This window comes from Sphaerisporangium flaviroseum (genome assembly GCF_039537005.1).
Classification (GTDB): Bacteria; Actinomycetota; Actinomycetes; order Streptosporangiales; family Streptosporangiaceae; genus Sphaerisporangium; species Sphaerisporangium flaviroseum.
The window spans coordinates 253118-268666 of sequence record NZ_BAAAZR010000004.1 but is presented as its reverse complement, the minus strand read 5'-3'; the positions used below and the strand labels follow the sequence as shown (position 1 = coordinate 268666).

The 15549-nt window shown below is 71.6% G+C and carries 16 protein-coding genes; 7 read left to right on the top strand and 9 right to left on the bottom strand.

What is annotated here, in order from left to right; genetic code table 11:
- The first annotated feature begins 205 nt into the window (after positions 1-205).
- The gene (locus tag ABD810_RS12870) at positions 206-1537 is read left to right on the top strand and encodes a S1C family serine protease (RefSeq protein ID WP_344938346.1); all 1332 of its coding nucleotides are present in this window, start codon (positions 206-208) and stop codon (positions 1535-1537) included.
- A gap of 62 nt (positions 1538-1599) precedes the next feature.
- Here the strand turns inward: ABD810_RS12870 and ABD810_RS12865 are convergent, their stop codons facing one another.
- The 3 genes from ABD810_RS12865 to ABD810_RS12855 form a co-directional block, all read right to left on the bottom strand.
- Complete coding sequence (locus ABD810_RS12865) at positions 1600-2010, bottom strand: VOC family protein (protein ID WP_344938344.1); 411 nt, start codon at positions 2008-2010, stop codon at positions 1600-1602.
- A gap of 78 nt (positions 2011-2088) precedes the next feature.
- A complete protein-coding gene (locus ABD810_RS12860) occupies positions 2089-2427 on the bottom strand; it encodes a helix-turn-helix domain-containing protein (RefSeq protein WP_425566895.1) in 339 nt (112 codons plus the stop codon).
- Positions 2428-2620: 193 nt separating this feature from the next.
- The gene (locus tag ABD810_RS12855) at positions 2621-3337 is read right to left on the bottom strand and encodes an ArsR/SmtB family transcription factor (protein ID WP_344938340.1); all 717 of its coding nucleotides are present in this window, start codon (positions 3335-3337) and stop codon (positions 2621-2623) included.
- Positions 3338-3417: 80 nt separating this feature from the next.
- On the opposite strand from ABD810_RS12855, the gene ABD810_RS12850 reads away from it, so the two are divergent.
- Together ABD810_RS12850 and ABD810_RS12845 are read left to right on the top strand one after the other, a co-directional pair.
- Complete coding sequence (locus ABD810_RS12850) at positions 3418-4389, top strand: cytochrome P450 (RefSeq protein ID WP_344938338.1); 972 nt, start codon at positions 3418-3420, stop codon at positions 4387-4389.
- Positions 4386-5222 (top strand): isocitrate lyase/PEP mutase family protein, encoded by an 837-nt coding sequence (locus tag ABD810_RS12845; RefSeq protein ID WP_344938336.1) that lies wholly within the window; start codon positions 4386-4388, stop codon positions 5220-5222. The genes ABD810_RS12850 and ABD810_RS12845 overlap by 4 nt, the downstream gene beginning before the upstream one ends.
- Here the strand turns inward: ABD810_RS12845 and cydC are convergent.
- From cydC to ABD810_RS12825, 4 genes are all read right to left on the bottom strand, one after another.
- Positions 5174-6889, bottom strand: coding sequence for a thiol reductant ABC exporter subunit CydC (gene cydC, locus ABD810_RS12840; protein WP_344938334.1), 1716 nt, complete (start codon positions 6887-6889; stop codon positions 5174-5176). The two genes, ABD810_RS12845 and cydC, sit on opposite strands and share 49 nt — an antisense overlap.
- A complete protein-coding gene (gene cydD, locus ABD810_RS12835; RefSeq protein WP_344938332.1) occupies positions 6886-8697 on the bottom strand; it encodes a thiol reductant ABC exporter subunit CydD in 1812 nt (603 codons plus the stop codon). The genes cydC and cydD overlap by 4 nt, the downstream gene beginning before the upstream one ends.
- 7 nt (positions 8698-8704) lie before the next feature.
- Positions 8705-9508 (bottom strand): cytochrome d ubiquinol oxidase subunit II, encoded by an 804-nt coding sequence (locus ABD810_RS12830; RefSeq protein WP_344938330.1) that lies wholly within the window; start codon positions 9506-9508, stop codon positions 8705-8707.
- Positions 9509-9588: 80 nt separating this feature from the next.
- Entirely contained in the window at positions 9589-10773 is a 1185-nt protein-coding gene (locus ABD810_RS12825) for a cytochrome ubiquinol oxidase subunit I (RefSeq protein ID WP_344938328.1), read from the bottom strand.
- 83 nt (positions 10774-10856) lie between these two features.
- Here ABD810_RS12825 and ABD810_RS12820 point away from each other — a divergent pair, with 83 nt between their 5' ends.
- The gene (locus tag ABD810_RS12820) at positions 10857-11207 is read left to right on the top strand and encodes a PadR family transcriptional regulator (protein WP_344938326.1); all 351 of its coding nucleotides are present in this window, start codon (positions 10857-10859) and stop codon (positions 11205-11207) included.
- Positions 11208-11234: 27 nt separating this feature from the next.
- Here the strand turns inward: ABD810_RS12820 and ABD810_RS12815 are convergent, their stop codons facing one another.
- A complete protein-coding gene (locus tag ABD810_RS12815; RefSeq protein WP_344938324.1) occupies positions 11235-11963 on the bottom strand; it encodes a permease prefix domain 1-containing protein in 729 nt (242 codons plus the stop codon).
- Between the two features lie 222 nt (positions 11964-12185).
- On the opposite strand from ABD810_RS12815, the gene ABD810_RS12810 reads away from it, so the two are divergent.
- The 3 genes from ABD810_RS12810 (at position 12186) to ABD810_RS12800 (ending at position 13908) form a co-directional block, all read left to right on the top strand.
- Entirely contained in the window at positions 12186-12500 is a 315-nt protein-coding gene (locus ABD810_RS12810; protein ID WP_344938322.1) for an ArsR/SmtB family transcription factor, read from the top strand.
- A gap of 110 nt (positions 12501-12610) precedes the next feature.
- On the top strand, positions 12611-13090 hold the full coding sequence (locus ABD810_RS12805; protein ID WP_344938320.1) for an SRPBCC family protein: 480 nt from the start codon (positions 12611-12613) through the stop codon (positions 13088-13090).
- 125 nt (positions 13091-13215) lie between these two features.
- Entirely contained in the window at positions 13216-13908 is a 693-nt protein-coding gene (locus tag ABD810_RS12800) for a formylglycine-generating enzyme family protein (RefSeq protein ID WP_344938318.1), read from the top strand.
- A gap of 60 nt (positions 13909-13968) precedes the next feature.
- Here ABD810_RS12800 and ABD810_RS12795 read toward each other — a convergent pair whose 3' ends face one another.
- Entirely contained in the window at positions 13969-15435 is a 1467-nt protein-coding gene (locus ABD810_RS12795; RefSeq protein WP_344938316.1) for a pentapeptide repeat-containing protein, read from the bottom strand.
- Between the last annotated feature and the right edge of the window lie 114 nt (positions 15436-15549).

Sequence of the window (15549 nt, the reverse complement as noted above, 5' to 3'; positions counted from 1 at the left end):
CAGCGCGACCGGAGGGTCGATCCGGGGCCACGCCGAGGCCGCCGTCATCGCCGTTCCGCCGCCAGGACGAGAAGCGCCCGACACGTTCAGCTGACGTTCAGTTAGGGCTTAGGCAGCTCTTATCGCCGGCTTGTCATCATTGATTTACCGGCTCGAAGCCGGCCGCCGCCGAATAGCGGTGAGTGCGAATGCCCTTGGGGGAGAGATGAGCACCGAAGACCCGCGTGAGCAGAAGATGAGCGACACCACTCCGGCAGAGGCGCCGGGTTCGCGGGGGTGGACCCAGTTCGGCCGCACCCCACCCGTGGCGGGCGAGTACCGGGGCGGCCCGGAGTTCCTCACCGCCGGTGACACCCGGTGGATGCCCGCCCAGAGCACCAGCGCGACGCCTGGCGCGGCACCTGGATGGTGGACGACCGGGCGCAAGGCGGTGGCCGGGCTCGCCCTGGCCGCCGTGGCGATCGGAGGCGGTGCGGCGGGGGCCGTCGTCGCGACCGCCGCCGACGGGAACAGGTCCGTGATCGCCGGCCCGATCGTCAGGCCCGCGTCCGACGCCAGCGTGACGACCGTCGCCGACGTGGCCAGAGCCGTACAGCCCTCGGTCGTCTCCATCACGGTGACCAGCGGCTCCGGCGAGGCCGAAGGCTCGGGCGTGGTCCTTTCCTCGGACGGCTTGATCCTGACCAACAACCACGTCGTCGCCCAGGCCGGGCAGGGCGCCAAGGTCCAGGTGAAGTTCAGCGACGGCAAGAGCGCCACGGCGACGATCGTCGGCACCGACCCGGCGACCGACCTCGCGGTCGTGCGGGCCGAGAACGTCTCGGGGCTGACCAAGGCGACGCTCGGCGACAGCGACAAGCTCAGGGTCGGTGACGCCGTGCTCGCCATCGGCAGCCCTCTCGGGCTGGAGGGCTCCGTGACCGCCGGTATCGTCAGCGCGCTCGATCGCACGCTGACCGTCGGCGAGCAGCCTCAGCAGCAGCAGCAACTGCCGCCCGGATGGGGCCGGGGCGGCCTCGGTCAGGGGCAGAGCCAGGAGCAGAGCGGCGGGACGACGATCGGCGGCGCGATCCAGACCGACGCGGCGATCAACCCCGGCAACTCCGGAGGTGCCCTGGTCAACGCCTCCGGGCAGGTGGTCGGCGTCAACAGCGCCATCGCCACCAACGGAGGCGACGGCAACATCGGCGTGGGCTTCGCGATCCCCATCAACACCGCGCGCCAGGTCGCCGACCAGCTGATCAAGTCCGGCAAGGCCACCCACGCCTTCCTCGGGGTCAGCCTCGCGGACGCCACGGGCGACGCCGAGGGCGCCCTCATCGGCACGGTGCAGAGCGGCAGCCCCGCCGACCAGGCGGGACTCAAGGCGGGCGACCTGATCACGCAGATCAACGGTAAGCCGGTGGCAGGCGCGGACACGGTGGTGGGCGCCGTTCGCGGGTACGGACCGGGCACCAAAATGACGCTCACCTACGTGCGCGGCGGCTCGACCTCCACGGTCACCGTCACCCTGACGGAGAAGACCACCACGAGCTGAGCACGCCGAGCCGAATTCGCCGCCGGGATCGCTGCGGGCCCGGCGGCGAATTCATGCCCCGGCTAGGACTTCGGCTGGGTGAAGCGGATGTTGTTGCCGAAGGGGTCGCGCAGGCCGCAGTCGATTCCGTACGGCCGTTCGGTGGGTTCCTCGGTGAACTCGACACCCAGGTCCCGCAGCGTCTCGTATGTCTTGCGGCAGTCGTCCGTGGTGAAGATCAGCGAGCCACCCGTCGCCCCCTTGGTCACCAGCTCGCGGACCTGCTGCGCCGTTTCCTCCGACATCGCCGGAGGGCCCGGCTTCTCCAGCAGGATCTGGCGCTCCGGGTGACCGGGGACGCTGACGGTCAGCCAGCGCATGAAGCCCAGGTCGACATCGGCGTTGACCTCCAGTCCGAGCTTGCCGACGTAGAAGTCAACGGCCTGGTCCTGGTCGAGGACATATATCTGTGAGTGCGTGATCGCGTTGAACATGTGTTTCACGCTACTGGGCAGGCCGTGCGAGAACTTATCCAAAACCACCAAGTTGGCGCAGGCACGGTGGTGCGACGGTCAGGCGCTCGGCCGCATCCACACCATCGTGAAGCACGTCGGCACGTTCGTGGCCGCCGTCTCCTTGCGGTAGGTCCGCGGCGACCGGCCGACGATGTCGCGGAACGTGCGGCTGAAGGTTCCCGGGCTGCCGAAGCCGACTTCGAAGCAGATGTCCGTCACACTGTGGTCGGTCTCGCGCAGCAGGAACATCGCACGCTCGACACGGCGGCGCTGCAGGTAGCGGTGCGGTGTCTCGCCGAACGTGGCCCGGAAGGTGCGCGAGAAGTGGGTCTCGGAAACATGGGCGATGCGGGCCAGGGCCGGGACGTCCAGCGGCTGCGCGTAGGCGCGGTCCATCGCATCCCGTGCCCGGAGCATACGGCGGTTGCTCTCTTCTACGGCGCGGCTCACGGCGCCATCACACCATGCTCCCGCCGTGCGGGAAAATCCGGCTCCCTCCGCCCCCTCCGGCACACGGGGTGACCACGACGGCCCGTGCCCGGCAGCGCCGCCGGCTAGCCCCGTTTGCCGCACATGTGGATCTTTAGGCTTAACATGCGGAAGAGGGGGGCCGGCCGGTTCGCTCGAGCTCGCTCATTCCGAAGACCTCCGCCATCGCCTGCTCACCTGCGGGGGTCAGTCTCAACGCCCGGGTCGAGCCGACCCTCACCAGCCAATCCCGATTGAGGAGGGTGCGGCAAAGCGCGGCGCCGGAGGTGCCAGCAAGATGAGTCCGGCGCTCGGTCCAGTCCAGGCAGGCCCTGGCCATGGGACGCCTGCTGGGGGCGGTGAGATCTATGCTCAGGACGGTTCCGAACCATGTCTTGCCCTCGTCGGTGAGAGCGAAGCCGGTATCCTGCCGGAGCAGGCCCTTGGAGGTGAGGGCATCGGTCACGGCCACGCCCAGCCGTCCGGCCAGATGGTCGTAGCATGTGCGGGCGAACACCAGCGCCTGGTTCGCGTTGTGGGCCCGCAGCGTCCTCGGCGTGGGGAGCGGGTCGGCGGAGTACGCGGCCAGGTCCTCTAGCAGCTGGGCGGCATGGGGGCCCGCCAGGCGGACATACCGGTGCCTGCCCTGCCGCTCCTCGGTGAGCAGCCCGCCCTCGACCAGCAGCGACAGATGAGCCGTCGCCGTCGACGCGGCCACTCCCGCGTGGTGGGCCAGTTCGCCGGCCGTCCAGGCCCGACCGTCGAGCAGGGCCGTGCAGAATGTGGCACGGGTGTCGTCGGCCAGTAGCTTGGCCAGCCTGGCCACCGGGATTGTCATGGCTCCATCATCGGTCACCCATACTTCGGCGCTCACCGAAACGTCGTGCACCTAGCGTCCTTCCTATGAACGCGCCCCCTATGAACGCACCCTGTCGTGAACCGCAGGAACAGGAGCCGGGCCGCTGGCGGCTGACCCGGCAGGCCGATGTCCGGGTCGCACTGGCCGACCCCCGTCTGCAGGTCCCGCCGCCGGCGCCGGGTGACGGGCCGATGGCCCGGCTGCGAAGGGCGGTCAGCAGGTTCAGCAACGGCGCTGAGCACACCGCGCGGCGGCGTGCGGCGGCGAAGGAGTACGGCACGATCGCCGTGGCGGCCCTGCGCGCCGAGGTGGGGGCGCGGGTGTGCGAGGAACTGGCGGCGGCCCGAGGCGGCAGGATCGACCTGATGCCGGCGGCACGGGCGATCCCAGTCGGTGTGCTGGCGACCGCCATGGGCGTACCGGCCGGGCTGAGCGGTGAGGTAGCAGAGGCGGTCGCGGTGGTCGCCGCCGCCTACCCGCCTGGTGCGGCGGTGGAGCCCGTGCCCGCGGACCAGGCCGCGACCCGGCTCGAAGCACTGCTCGGGAACCCCGAGCCCGGCAGGTTCGCGGCCCTGGCTGTCCTGCTGGTGCAGACCTGCGACGCCACCGCCGGGCTGATCGGCAACACTCTGGGCCAGATGCTGTCGCGCGGTGCCCGAGGCACGGTGGACGCGGCAGTGGCCGAGACGCTGCGCTTCGATCCGCCGGTCCGCGCCACGGTACGGATCGTCCGCGAGCCCGTCTCGATCGGCGAGGTCGCGATCCCCGCCGCCGCGACGGTGATCCTGGATCTGGCCGCTGCCAACCGCGATCCGGAAGTCTTCGCCGATCCGGGCAGGTTCGATCCGGGCAGACCCGAACGCGCGTCGCTGACCTTCGGCTCGGGACACCGGCGCTGTCCCGGCGACAAGGCCGCCCTCGAAATGGCCGCCGGGTTCGTCGAGACCGCCCTGGGCTGCGAGCTCGCTGATATCCGCTATGCCCCTTCGACCAACCTGCGGGTCCCCTCCCGTCTGGAGGTGATCGCGTGACCGCCGATCGGTTCGCTGAGTTCCGCGCACTGCACCACGCCACCAAACCACTGCTGTTGCCGAACGCCTGGGACTACGCCTCGGCCGCCGCGCTCGCCGACGCCGGGTTCGCCGCGGTAGGTACGACCAGTCTCGGCGTCGCCGCAGCCGCGGGAAAGCCGGACGCCGAGGCGGCCACCCTCCAGGAGACCCTGACCCTCGCCCGGTCGATCACAGGCCTGCCATGCCCGGTCAGCGTGGACATGGAGGCCGGCTTCGGCGGCGGTCCCGCGCAGGTCGCGGACCTCGCCGAGCAGCTCGCCGAGCTCGGGATCGCCGGGATCAACATCGAGGACGGCCGCCCGGACGGCACGCTGGCCGATCTGACGGCACAGCGGGAACTGATCAGCACCGTCAAGGCCCGGGTGCCCCACCTGTTCGTCAACGCCCGGACCGATGCCTTCTGGCTCGGCACGCCCGAGCCGCTGAGCGAGGCCCTCACCCGTACGGCCACCTTCGCCGACGCCGGTGCGGACGGCGTGTTCGTGCCAGGGATCGCAGCGGACGCCGACATCGCGGCCATCACCGCGAAGACCGGCGTCCCACTGAACGTGCTCTTCATGCCCAACCGTCACACAGTAGAAGGCCTGACAGCGCTCGGCGTCCGGCGCATCAGCACAGGCTCACTGCTGTTCCGGGCGGCACTCCACGCCACCATCCGCACCGCCCTCACCGTCCGGGACAGTGCTCCGGTCACGGCCGACCTGCCCACCTACGACCAGGTCATGGCGCTGACCGCACCCGGTCAGCGGGGCGCGGCGGTCAGGGTCTCCGATTCCCACAGGTCGCGGTAGTAGCCGGGGACGGCCACCAGATCATCGTGACCGCCTCGCTGCGTCACCCGCCCGTCCTCCAGGACGATGATCTCGTCGACTCCTTCGAGGCCGTGCAAGCGGTGGGTGACCAGCAGGGTCGTACGGCCGTGCGTGGCGTCGAGGAGGTCGGCCATCAGCGCGTCGGCCGTGGCCCCGTCGAGGGCCTCCGCCGGCTCGTCCAGCAGCAGCACCTCGGGGTCGTGGAGCAGCGCGCGGGCCAGGGAGAGTCGCTGGAGCTGGCCGCCGGAGACCGTGCGCCCGTCCTCACCCAGCGTCACGTCCCAGCCGATCCGCTCGACCCAGGTGTCCAGGCGCGCCCGGCGCACGGCCCTGCCCAGCTCCTCCTCGCCGGCCTCGGGGCCCGCCAGCCGCAGGTTGTCACGGAGGGAGGCACGGAAGACGTACGGGTCCTGCGTCAGGCCGGTGATCCTCGCGCGCACGTCGTCCGGGGACAGCTCGCGGACGCCGGCCCCGTTGATCCGGATGTCGCCGGACTCGAAGTCGGCGGTGCGCATCAGCGCGGAGAGCAGCGTGCTCTTGCCCGCTCCGCTCGGCCCCACCACGGCGACGCGCCTGCCGGGGGTCAGGGTGAGGGACACGCCGTCGAGGGCCGGGGCCCGGCCAGGGGCGTGCCGTACCACCAGGTCCTCCACCTGGACGGTCAGCGGCGCGTGCGGCGGGGCGGCGGGCACGGCCGGCACGGCGACGGCGGGCGGCGTGGCCTGGATCTCCTTCAGCCTGCGCAGGGCCGCCGTGATCCCGGCGAAGCGCTCGCCCGCGGCGGCCAGGGGCAGGACGGGCTCGAACGACACCAGGGCGGTCAGGGCGAGGACCGCGGTGGTCACCTGGCCGGCCCCGGCGCGCTGGGCGACGAGCACGATCGCCGCCACGGTGAGGCCCTGCACCAGCGTGCCGAGCGCCAGCGCGGCCGCGTTGGCCCTGGCCTGCCGCCGTTCGAGGGCCGCCAGCTTCGCGTCGGCCCGCGCCGAGGCGGCGAGTGCCTGGTCGCCGGCCCCGTAGGCCGCCAGGTCGGCCGCTCCGTGCACCAGGTCGGCGACTCGTGCCGCGAGCTCGGCCCGCGCGGGAGCCAGCCGCGCCGACCAGCGCCGCGCGGTGGCGGCCGTACCGGTGGGCAGCAGCAGCCCCGCGACGAGCAGCCCGGCGAGCAGCACGAGCGCGGCGGCGGGCAGCAGGAAGGCCCCGATCGTCACGGCGGCGACGGCGGTCACCGCGGCGGCGACCGCGGGGAGCAGGCAGCGGACCAGCAGGTCCTGTACGGCGTCGGTGTCGTCGACCATGCGGCTCAGCAGGTCGGCACCCCGGTGGCCGAGCGGGCCGGTGGGGATGAGCGCCTGGTACAGCCTCTCGCGCGTGGTCGCCTGGGCGCGCAGCGCCACGTCGTGCCCGGCGAGGCGCTCGCCGTACCGGAACAGGCCACGGCTGGTCGCGAAGGCGCGGACGGCGACGATCGCCACGCTGAGCGCGGCGAGCGGCGGCTGTTCCGCGGCCCGGGTGATCAGCCAGGCCGCCGCCGCGATCAGCCCGACCGCGGCGAGCTCGGCGGCCTCGCCCGCGCCGGCGGCGATCAGCAGCCGCCCGCCCATGCGGGCCCCGAGCCATCTGGTCATCGAGGTGCTCGTGCTCATCGACTGCCTCCCGACCCGGCTCCGCGCCGGGCGCCGGGGACGGCGGGATCATGACCGGACACCTCATGTCCCGGCACCGTCCCGCCCGGGGTGGTCGTACGGGGCGCCCGGTGGTCCGACACGATCTTTCCGGAGTCGACGCGGACGACCCGGTCGGCCAGCTCGATCATCGCGGGCCGGTGGGCGACGATGACGGCGGTGCGCCCCTCGGCGAGGGTCCTGGTGGCCTCGATGACCGCGGCCTCGCTCCTGCCGTCGAGGCGCGCGGTGGGCTCGTCCAGCAGCAGCATCTCGGCGTCCGGACGGCAGAACGCCCTGGCCAGGGCGACGCGCTGCCGCTGGCCCGCCGACAGGTTCGCCCCACGCTCGCCGACGACGGTGGCGTACCCCTCGGGAAGGGCCGCCACGAACTCGGCGGCCCGTGCCGCGGCGGCGGCCGTGCGGATGTCCTCGGGAGAGGCGGCCGAGCCGAGGCGGATGTTGTCGCTCACGGACCCGGCGAACAGGTGGGGCCGCTGTGGCACGAACGCCAGCCGCCGGCGCCACAGGTCGAGGTCGACCGCCGTCAGGTCGGTCCCGCCCACGAGGACCCGGCCCTCGGAGGGGGTCACGAAGCCGAGCAGCAGGTGGAGCAGGGTGCTCTTGCCCGCGCCGCTCTCTCCGACCAGCGCCACGCGCTCGCCCGGCGAGATGACCAGCGACACCCCGTCGAGCGCCGCGTCCTCGCGGCCGGGGTAGCGCACCGTGACGTTCTCCAGCCGGATCTCCGGCACGCCGGGAGGAACCGCCGCGAAGAGCCGGGCGGGCACGGGCCCGCCGCTCGGCGTGGAGGTCGCGTGCTCGTCCGGGGCGGGAGTGGGGGCGCCGCCGCGCGTCGCGGGCTCCTCCAGGACGGCGAAGGCCTGGTCGGCGGCGGCGACGCCCTCCATCGCGGCGTGGAACTTCGTGCCGACGGCGCGCAGCGGGATGTAGGCCTCCGGGGCGAGCAGCAGCACGAGCAGGGCGGTCCGCAGGTCCAGCGATCCCGACAGCAGCCGAAGGCCGACCGGAACGGCCACGAGGGCCAGGGAGAGCGAGGCGACGAGTTCCAGGACCAGCGAGGACAGGAAGGCCACCCGGAGCGTCCGCATGGTGGCGGACCGGTGGGCCTCGGCCACCTGCCGGATCACCGTCGCCTGGTAACCGGCCCGCCCGAACGCCCGGAGCGTCGGAAGGCCGCGGACCACGTCCAGGAAGTGGCCGCCGAGGCGCGACAGCGCACGCCACTGCCTCTCGGTGACCACCTTGGTCTGCCATCCGACCAGGGCCCCGAAGATCGGGATCAGGGGAAGCGTGAGCAGGACGATCACGGCGGTGCCCAGGTCGGCCACGAACAGCCGGATCAGCACGGCGACCGGCACCACGCCGGCGACGGCGACGGCCGGGAGGTAGCCGGTGATGTAGGGATCCAGCGCGTCCAGCCCGCGTCCCGCGAGCGTGATCAGCTCGCCCGAGCGGTGCGTGGTGAGCCGGGCCGGCCCGAGATCGCGCAGGCAGGAGAGCAGCCGGTGCCGCAGCACCGACTTCAGCGCCGTGGCCGTGCGCCCTCCGGCGACCCCGTGAAGCAGGCCGAACAGCGCCCGCGCCACCACCACGGCGGCCAGCGGCAGCAGCGCCACGGTGGTCAGGGCGCCCGACAGGACACCGGACAGCAACTCGGCCTGGACCAGGACCAGCAGCCCCGCGAGCACGGCGGCCACGGCGCACACCAGCAGGTGACGGCGGACCGTCCGCTCGGTCCGCGCCAGTCGCAGGAGATCCTTGTGCATCGGTTCCCTAGAAGAAGGACGGTATGCGGGCGGCGGCGCCGGTGGACCCGGACGGCCCGAATGCGCGCCATACCCAGACCTGCGCGCCGATCATGATGGGGACGACCGGCAGGACGAAGAGACTGAGCACATTCAGTGTCGCCGACGGCGCGACGTGGTCGAGCATCGAGGGGATGACCACGGCCAGCGGGACCGCCACGGGCAGCGCCGCCACCACGGCCGAGAGCAGCAGGCGCCGTCCGGTACGGGGCGACTCGCTGGGACCCGACAGCTTCCAGGCCATGAAGGCGCGACCGTGGAAGGCGAACGCGGCCGCGACCACCCCGCCGTACAGCAGGGCCGGCAGGTCGAACGGCTGGGCGGGCAGCCCTCGCACGACGGAGGCCAGCGCGGCGCCCCAGCTCAGGGCGAGGCCCCAGGAGGCGGCGCACAGGACCGCGTCCCAGAACGCCCGCCAGGCGCCGCCGTCGATCCTGCGCCGGAACCACAGGCCCGCGTCGCGCAGCACCCAGGACGCCAGCAGGGCCACCACCAGGGGGTAGAGCCCGCTCAGCACCGTGCCTTCGAGGGCGGGGAACACGCCGAACAGCGTTCCGGCGACCGCGACCAGCCAGACCTCGTTGGCCAGCACGAACGGGGCCATCGCGGCCACCAGCCGATCACGGTGCTGCTGGCGCGTTCCCGGCTCCCCGGCGCGTTCACCCGCACGGCTGAGCACGGGAAGCAGCATGCCCACGCCGACGTCGAAACCTTCCAGGGCGAAGTAGCCGATCAGCAGCACGGCGAAGACCGTGAGCCAGATGATCTCCATGGGGGGAGCTCCTCAGGGGGTCGGCGGGTCCGGCCGATCGAGCCTTCGGTCCGGCCGGGCCCGTGCGTGTGACGGGAAGGTCAGAGGGCGAGCGCGGGCGTGGGGCTGGGCTCGGCGGGCTCGACCGCGCCGAGGTCGAGGCGCGTGGGGCCGCGCCGTACGGTTCTCGCGATCAGCACGTAGTCGACGACGGCCAGCAGCCCGAGCACGCCGACGAAGGCGGCGAACGAAAGGGTGATCATGCCCTTGGTGAGGCCGGGGGACATGGCGTCCGCCACGCTGAGCTTTCCGTAGACGAGCCAGGGCTGACGGCCGACCTCGCGTACGAGCCAGCCGGTGATCGCCGCCACGAACGGCAGCGGTGTCATGATCATGAGCAGGGGATGCACCCACCGGAAGCGGGCGAGGAGGTTTCTGAACAGCAGGGGGAGCATGCCGAGCATCACGATGAACTGGATGAGCTGCCCGATGAGGATCATCACACCGAGTGCCGTGCCCGGCACCGCTCCCTTGAACTTGTCCGGCTGAAGCTCGCCGATGAAAGCGAACTGCGCGTACCCGAAGCCGACCGCGAGCGTGCTGCCGATGAACGCCCACAGCACCCCGGTGCGCAGCGACCGGCGGAAGAACTCCTGCTCGGAGGTCCGCCGGAACAGGTGGTAGGCGCTGCCTCCGATGATCACGAAGCTGCCCGTGAAGAGCCCGGCACCGATGACGTGGGGAAAGGCCATCACGAGGCTGGGGTTGGTGAGCAGCGCTCCGAAGTCGGTGAGGGCCAGGTGGTCGCCCCGCATGACGCTGCCGGCCGGGTTCTGGAGGAAGGAGTTGGCCACCATGATCCAGAACGCGCTGGCGTAGGCGGTGAGCGCCACCAGCCAGATGCACGCCAGGTGCAGCTTCTTGGGCAGCCGGTTCCATCCGAAGATCCACAGTCCGAGGAAGGTGGACTCCAGGAAGAACGCCACCAGGGTCTCGATCGCCAGGGGCGCCCCGAACACGTCACCGGCGAAATGGGACAGACCACTCCAGCTCAATCCGAACTGGAACTCCATCACCAGACCGGTGAACACGCCGAGCGCGTAGTTGATCACATAGATCTGCCCCCAGAAGCGGGTCATCCGCTCGAAGAGCGGGTCGCCGCTGATGAGAGCGCGGGTCTGCATGATCGCTACCAGGGGTGCCAGGCCCAGCGTCAGCACGACGAACAGGAAATGCAGGCTCCCCGTCACCGCGAACTGCAGCCGGGCCAGGTCGAGCACGTCCATGGCTCCTCCGTAGTTGTGTCTGCCTACCTATAGAGAGCCTACATGTAGACTGTCTACATGACGTACCTGGATAGGCTTTAGCGGTGAACACCGACGCTCTCCGCGGCCACATGGACGCTCTGCTGCTCTCGGTCCTGGAGCATGAGCCGCTTCACGGATACGCGATCATCGAGGCGTTGCAGGAGCGCAGCGGCGGTGCGCTCAGCGTGCCGACCGGCACCGTCTATCCGGCGCTGCGCAGGCTGGAGCGCGTCGGCTACCTCACCAGCGAGTGGGCGACGGTGGGGGGCCGCAAACGCCGCACCTACCGGCTCACGCGGGACGGCCACAAGGCCCTGGCCGGCGAGCGGTCGGCGTGGGCCGCCTTCACCGACGCCATCGGCAGCGTCCTCGCGCCGCGGACCTCACCCGGACGCCAGGGCAACGCGGGCTGACCGGCGGCCGTCGCGCCCTTAGCCGTTTCAGAGCAGGCCGTTGCTCTGTTTCGAGGACCGCAACGACAGTGCCAGGACCGGGGTGCCGCGGGTGGTGATCAGGCAGCGGGTGGCGCTGTACAGGAGCCAGCCCGCTATCACGTAGCTGCACAACGCGGCCACCAGCCCCGGGAGATAGTTTCCGAAGCCGGTGAGCGTGGCGGCGCCGCCCGCGGAAAGGGCCGCCGATATGCCGATGATCACCAGCACCTGGATCCACACGAGGATTCCGAACGCCCTGGTGACAAGCTCGGGCCGCCGGATCCTGCGCAGCCCCCGCCCGAGGCTCACCATGACGAGCGCCGCCAGTATGCCCATGCCGAACTGCAGCCAGTCGAGAAAGCGCGCGAGCGGCGTGAACCAGGCCGGCCTCATCGCCGCGACGTTGGGCGGCGCATCGGGGAAGAGCTTCCAGACCAGGCTCCAGATGACGGCCAGAAGCGGCACCGTGAGGAAGACCACGGCGGCCGTCCTTCGGCCCTGGTGGGCGGTGAGTTCCTCCTGGTAGCCGGGGGCGATCTCGGCCACGGTGCCGAAGTCGGCGACCGCCATGCGCTCGGCGCCCGCCTGGTCCATCCCCTCCGCCAGGTAGGCCTCGGCGCAGTCGGTCAGGCTGTCGCGTGCCTCGGTGACGAGGTCCCGCCTGGCCCGTCGCGGTCCGCGCAGGGCGCGGTCGAGCGCGGTCACGTAGTCGTCGATGACACCGGCGCTCGCCATGTTCTCCTCATGTCCCGCCCGTGATGAGCAATTCAGTCCCCATTGTGGCGTCCGGTACGGGAGGGTGGTAATCCGGGGAATCCCTGAGGTGCCCCTGGGATAGGGCGGCCGAAGCCCCTCGCCCGAGCGGGGGTGATGAGTAGGCGAAATCCTCCATATCATGCGTGACATGCCTGTCCACCACATCAGCATGGCCTCCGGACCCGTTGCGCCGGTGACGCGATGACCGACGTGTTCGCCGCCCTGGCGAGCCCGGCCAGGCGGGAACTGCTCCGCCTGCTGCGCGACGAGGGCGCCCAGCCCGTACGCAGGCTCGCCGACCGGTTCGCGATGGCGAGGCCGAGCGTCTCCGAGCACCTGAAGGTGCTCAAGGACGCCGGCCTGGTGACCGAGCGCAGGAGCGGGCGTGAGCGCCTGTACAGCCTGGAGGCCGCGCCGCTTCTGGAGGTCAAGGACTGGCTCACGCCCTACGAGCGCTACTGGCGCGAGAGGCTGACCGGCCTGCGTGGCCTGCTGGACGAGATCGAGGAAGAATGACCGAACCCGATATTCGAGCACGAGTGACCGAACACCCCATCTTCGAGCATGAGTGAGCGAACACCCCATCTTCGAGCACGAGTGGCCGAGAACCCGATATTCGAGGACGAATGACCGAGCACCCCATATTCGACGACAACGCCGTGGAGGGTGACCCGACGGCCGTCCACGTGGACGAGTTCCTGCCGCACCCGCCCGCGAAGGTCTGGCGCGCGCTCACCGATCCCGAGTTGATCGCCCGCTGGCTGATGCCGAACGACTTCAAGCTGGAGGTCGGGCACCGGTACACCATGCGGACCATGCCCATACCGGCGACGCGGTTCGGCGGTGTGATCGCCTGTGCGGTGCTGGAGTTCGAGGTCGGCAAGCTGCTGCGGATCAGCTGGGCGGACGCCGGCCGCGAGGACGGGCTCGACTCCACCGTCACCTGGCGGCTGGAGCCGGAGGGCCGTGGCACCCGGCTGTTCCTGGACCACGAGGGCTTCGACCCCGGCGACCCCTCCCAGCGGCTCGCCCGCAGGATCATGGGCGGCGGCTGGAAGTCCCACGTCCTCCGCGGCCTGGAAGCGGCACTCGCCGGCCTTCCCTAGGATCATGGACGGCTGCCGGAAGTCCCCTTGCCCAGGACTGGGAGTGGCGATCGCCGGCCTTCCCCGGCGCCGGCTTCGACCCGATGCATGTCAGCGACACGAACCGATCCCAGGATAGGACCGCGATGATCCCTGAGCCGGCGCCGCGCCAGGTGACCGTGGGGCGCATGATCGAGATCCCTCGCGGGGAGATCGTCCTGCGGGACGAGGGCACGAGGACGACCTGGAAGGCCGAGGTGGGGGCCTTCCTGCTGGCGCCGTATCCCGTGACCCGCGAGCTGTACCTGGCCGTCCGGGGGGAGGCGCCCGAGAGTTCGGCGGGGGCGCGGACGCCGGTGACCGAGGTCTCCTGGAAGGACGCCGTCCGGTTCTGCAACCTGCTCTCGCGGGCCACGGGGCTCGAACCCTGCTACTCGATGGGCGAGGACCCCGACGGGCGGGACGTGGTCTGCGACTGGGAGGCCGGCGGCTATCGCCTCCCCTCCGAGGCGGAGTGGGAGTACGCGTGCAGGGCCGGAACCTCCGGCGTCCGCTACGGAGAGCTGGACGAGATCGCCTGGTACCGCGGGAACTCCGGCGGCGAGGTGCACGACGTCGCGACCAGGGCGCCCAACGCGTGGGGCCTCCACGACATGATCGGCAACGTGTGGGAGTGGTGCTGGGACGTCTACGACCCCCACGTCTACGGTCCGTACCGCGTATTCCGTGGTGGCGGCCTGTACGACCAGCCCCGAGGCTGCCGGGCCTCGTGCCGCCGCAAGAGCCACCCGGCCTTCCGCATCGACGACCTCGGCTTCCGGCTCGCCCGCTCGCGGTGAGCGCGGGTCAGAGAAGGTCTCCGCCTCGGGGGTGCGGGCCCGCCCTAGGGTGGCACTACCTCAGCCCGCGCCCATGGCCGGGGCGTGGATCACCGGGGCGGGGGTGGGGGAGCGGTGGCTGATGGGGCGCCTGGCCGGGTGGGCGCCCGCGGACCAGAACACCGCCACGGCGGCGACCGCGGTCACGAGCGCCACCCAGCCGAGCGTGCGTCCCATGCGCAGGCCGTATCCGCAGGTCAGCCAGTAGGCGGACAGCATCATCCTGTCCCGCGGCCGGCTGCTCGCCAGGCGGCGCATCTCCATGGCTCCGAAGGCGAAGTCGGCCGAGGTCTTCCCATCGTCGACGGCCGGTCGCAACCGTTCGTACAGCCCGGCGAGGCGGCGGGGGTCGAGTGGCTGGTCCGCCCACGTGGACCAGCCGCGCCAGGCGTGCTCGTCGGCGAGTACGCGGCGGGGGGTCCACCACAGGACCGGTGGCCACCGCAGGGCGAACCGCACGCCGCGCGGGGTGGCCGCGAACACGCAGCCCGACAGTCGTAACGCCTCCGGCCGCCGCAGCTCGGCGAGCCGGCAGGTGCTGAGATCGACCCCGGTCAGCGTGAGCGCGGACGCTTCCAGGCGATCGAGCGAGAGCACGCGGAGCCTGCCTGCGCGCCGGACGACGGCCGCGGCCCCGCTGATCACCGCCTCGCGTAGGTCGAGGTCGGCGTCGGTCAGGCGGGCGGTGAACCGTCCGGAGATCCTGGCCGCCCGCAGGTCGATCGGGCAACCGGCCGTGTCGAGCTCAAGCGGGCCCGAGGCACGGACACCGGCGAGGGTCAGGCGACCGCCGACGCGGACCTGGGTGAGGAAGACGGGGGCGTGGAACCGGGCGCCCCGGAACCCGGCCGTGCCGGCGAAGACCGCCTTGCGGTAGGAGACAGCGCGGTGGAACCGCGCCCCGCGAAAGACCGCGTCACGGTCGAACCTTGTTCCGTCGAAGGCCGCGAACCCGTGGAACTCCGCTCCGAGGAACGAGGCGTCCTTGCCGAACCTGGCGCCGCCGAAGAGGGCGTCGCTGCCGACGCGGATGTGGTCGAAGGCGCCGTGGCCCCGGACGCGGGCCTCGTGCATCGAGAACTCCCGGCGGAAGCGGGCCTCGTGAAAGGAGGCGTTGCGGCTGAAGCGCGCGCCGAAGAAGGAGGCGAGGTGGTCGAACCTCGCGTGGTCGAAGGTGGCGTCGCCCGCGAAGAGGACCTCGCCGAACCGCGCCGGTCCGGTGAAGACCGCGTGGTCGAATCTGGCGCGGCCGAAGTGGCGTCCGGTCGCGTGCAGGATCCGTGTGAGAAGGTCCTCGTCGACGGTCGTGCCACGTAAGTCGATGCCCTGGCCGGGGGCCGACCGCCGAAGGGCGTCCTCCAGCTCGGCCGGAGTGAGGTGCGCCAGGCAGCGACCGTAGGGGCTGCGCGCGATCCCGGCGCACTCGGGCGAGGCGTCGCACGTCGTCCAGCCGACGTCGAGCGGCCGGATCTTCAACGGGGGCGTCATGCCAAAGTCATACCCAATGTCGGGTAACAGGTCGCTAAATCGTGATGGAGAGCTGACAGAGTGTGTCGGAGCCCTTGGTTCTTCCGCGCCCGCTAGGTCAGAGCACGCCAAGTC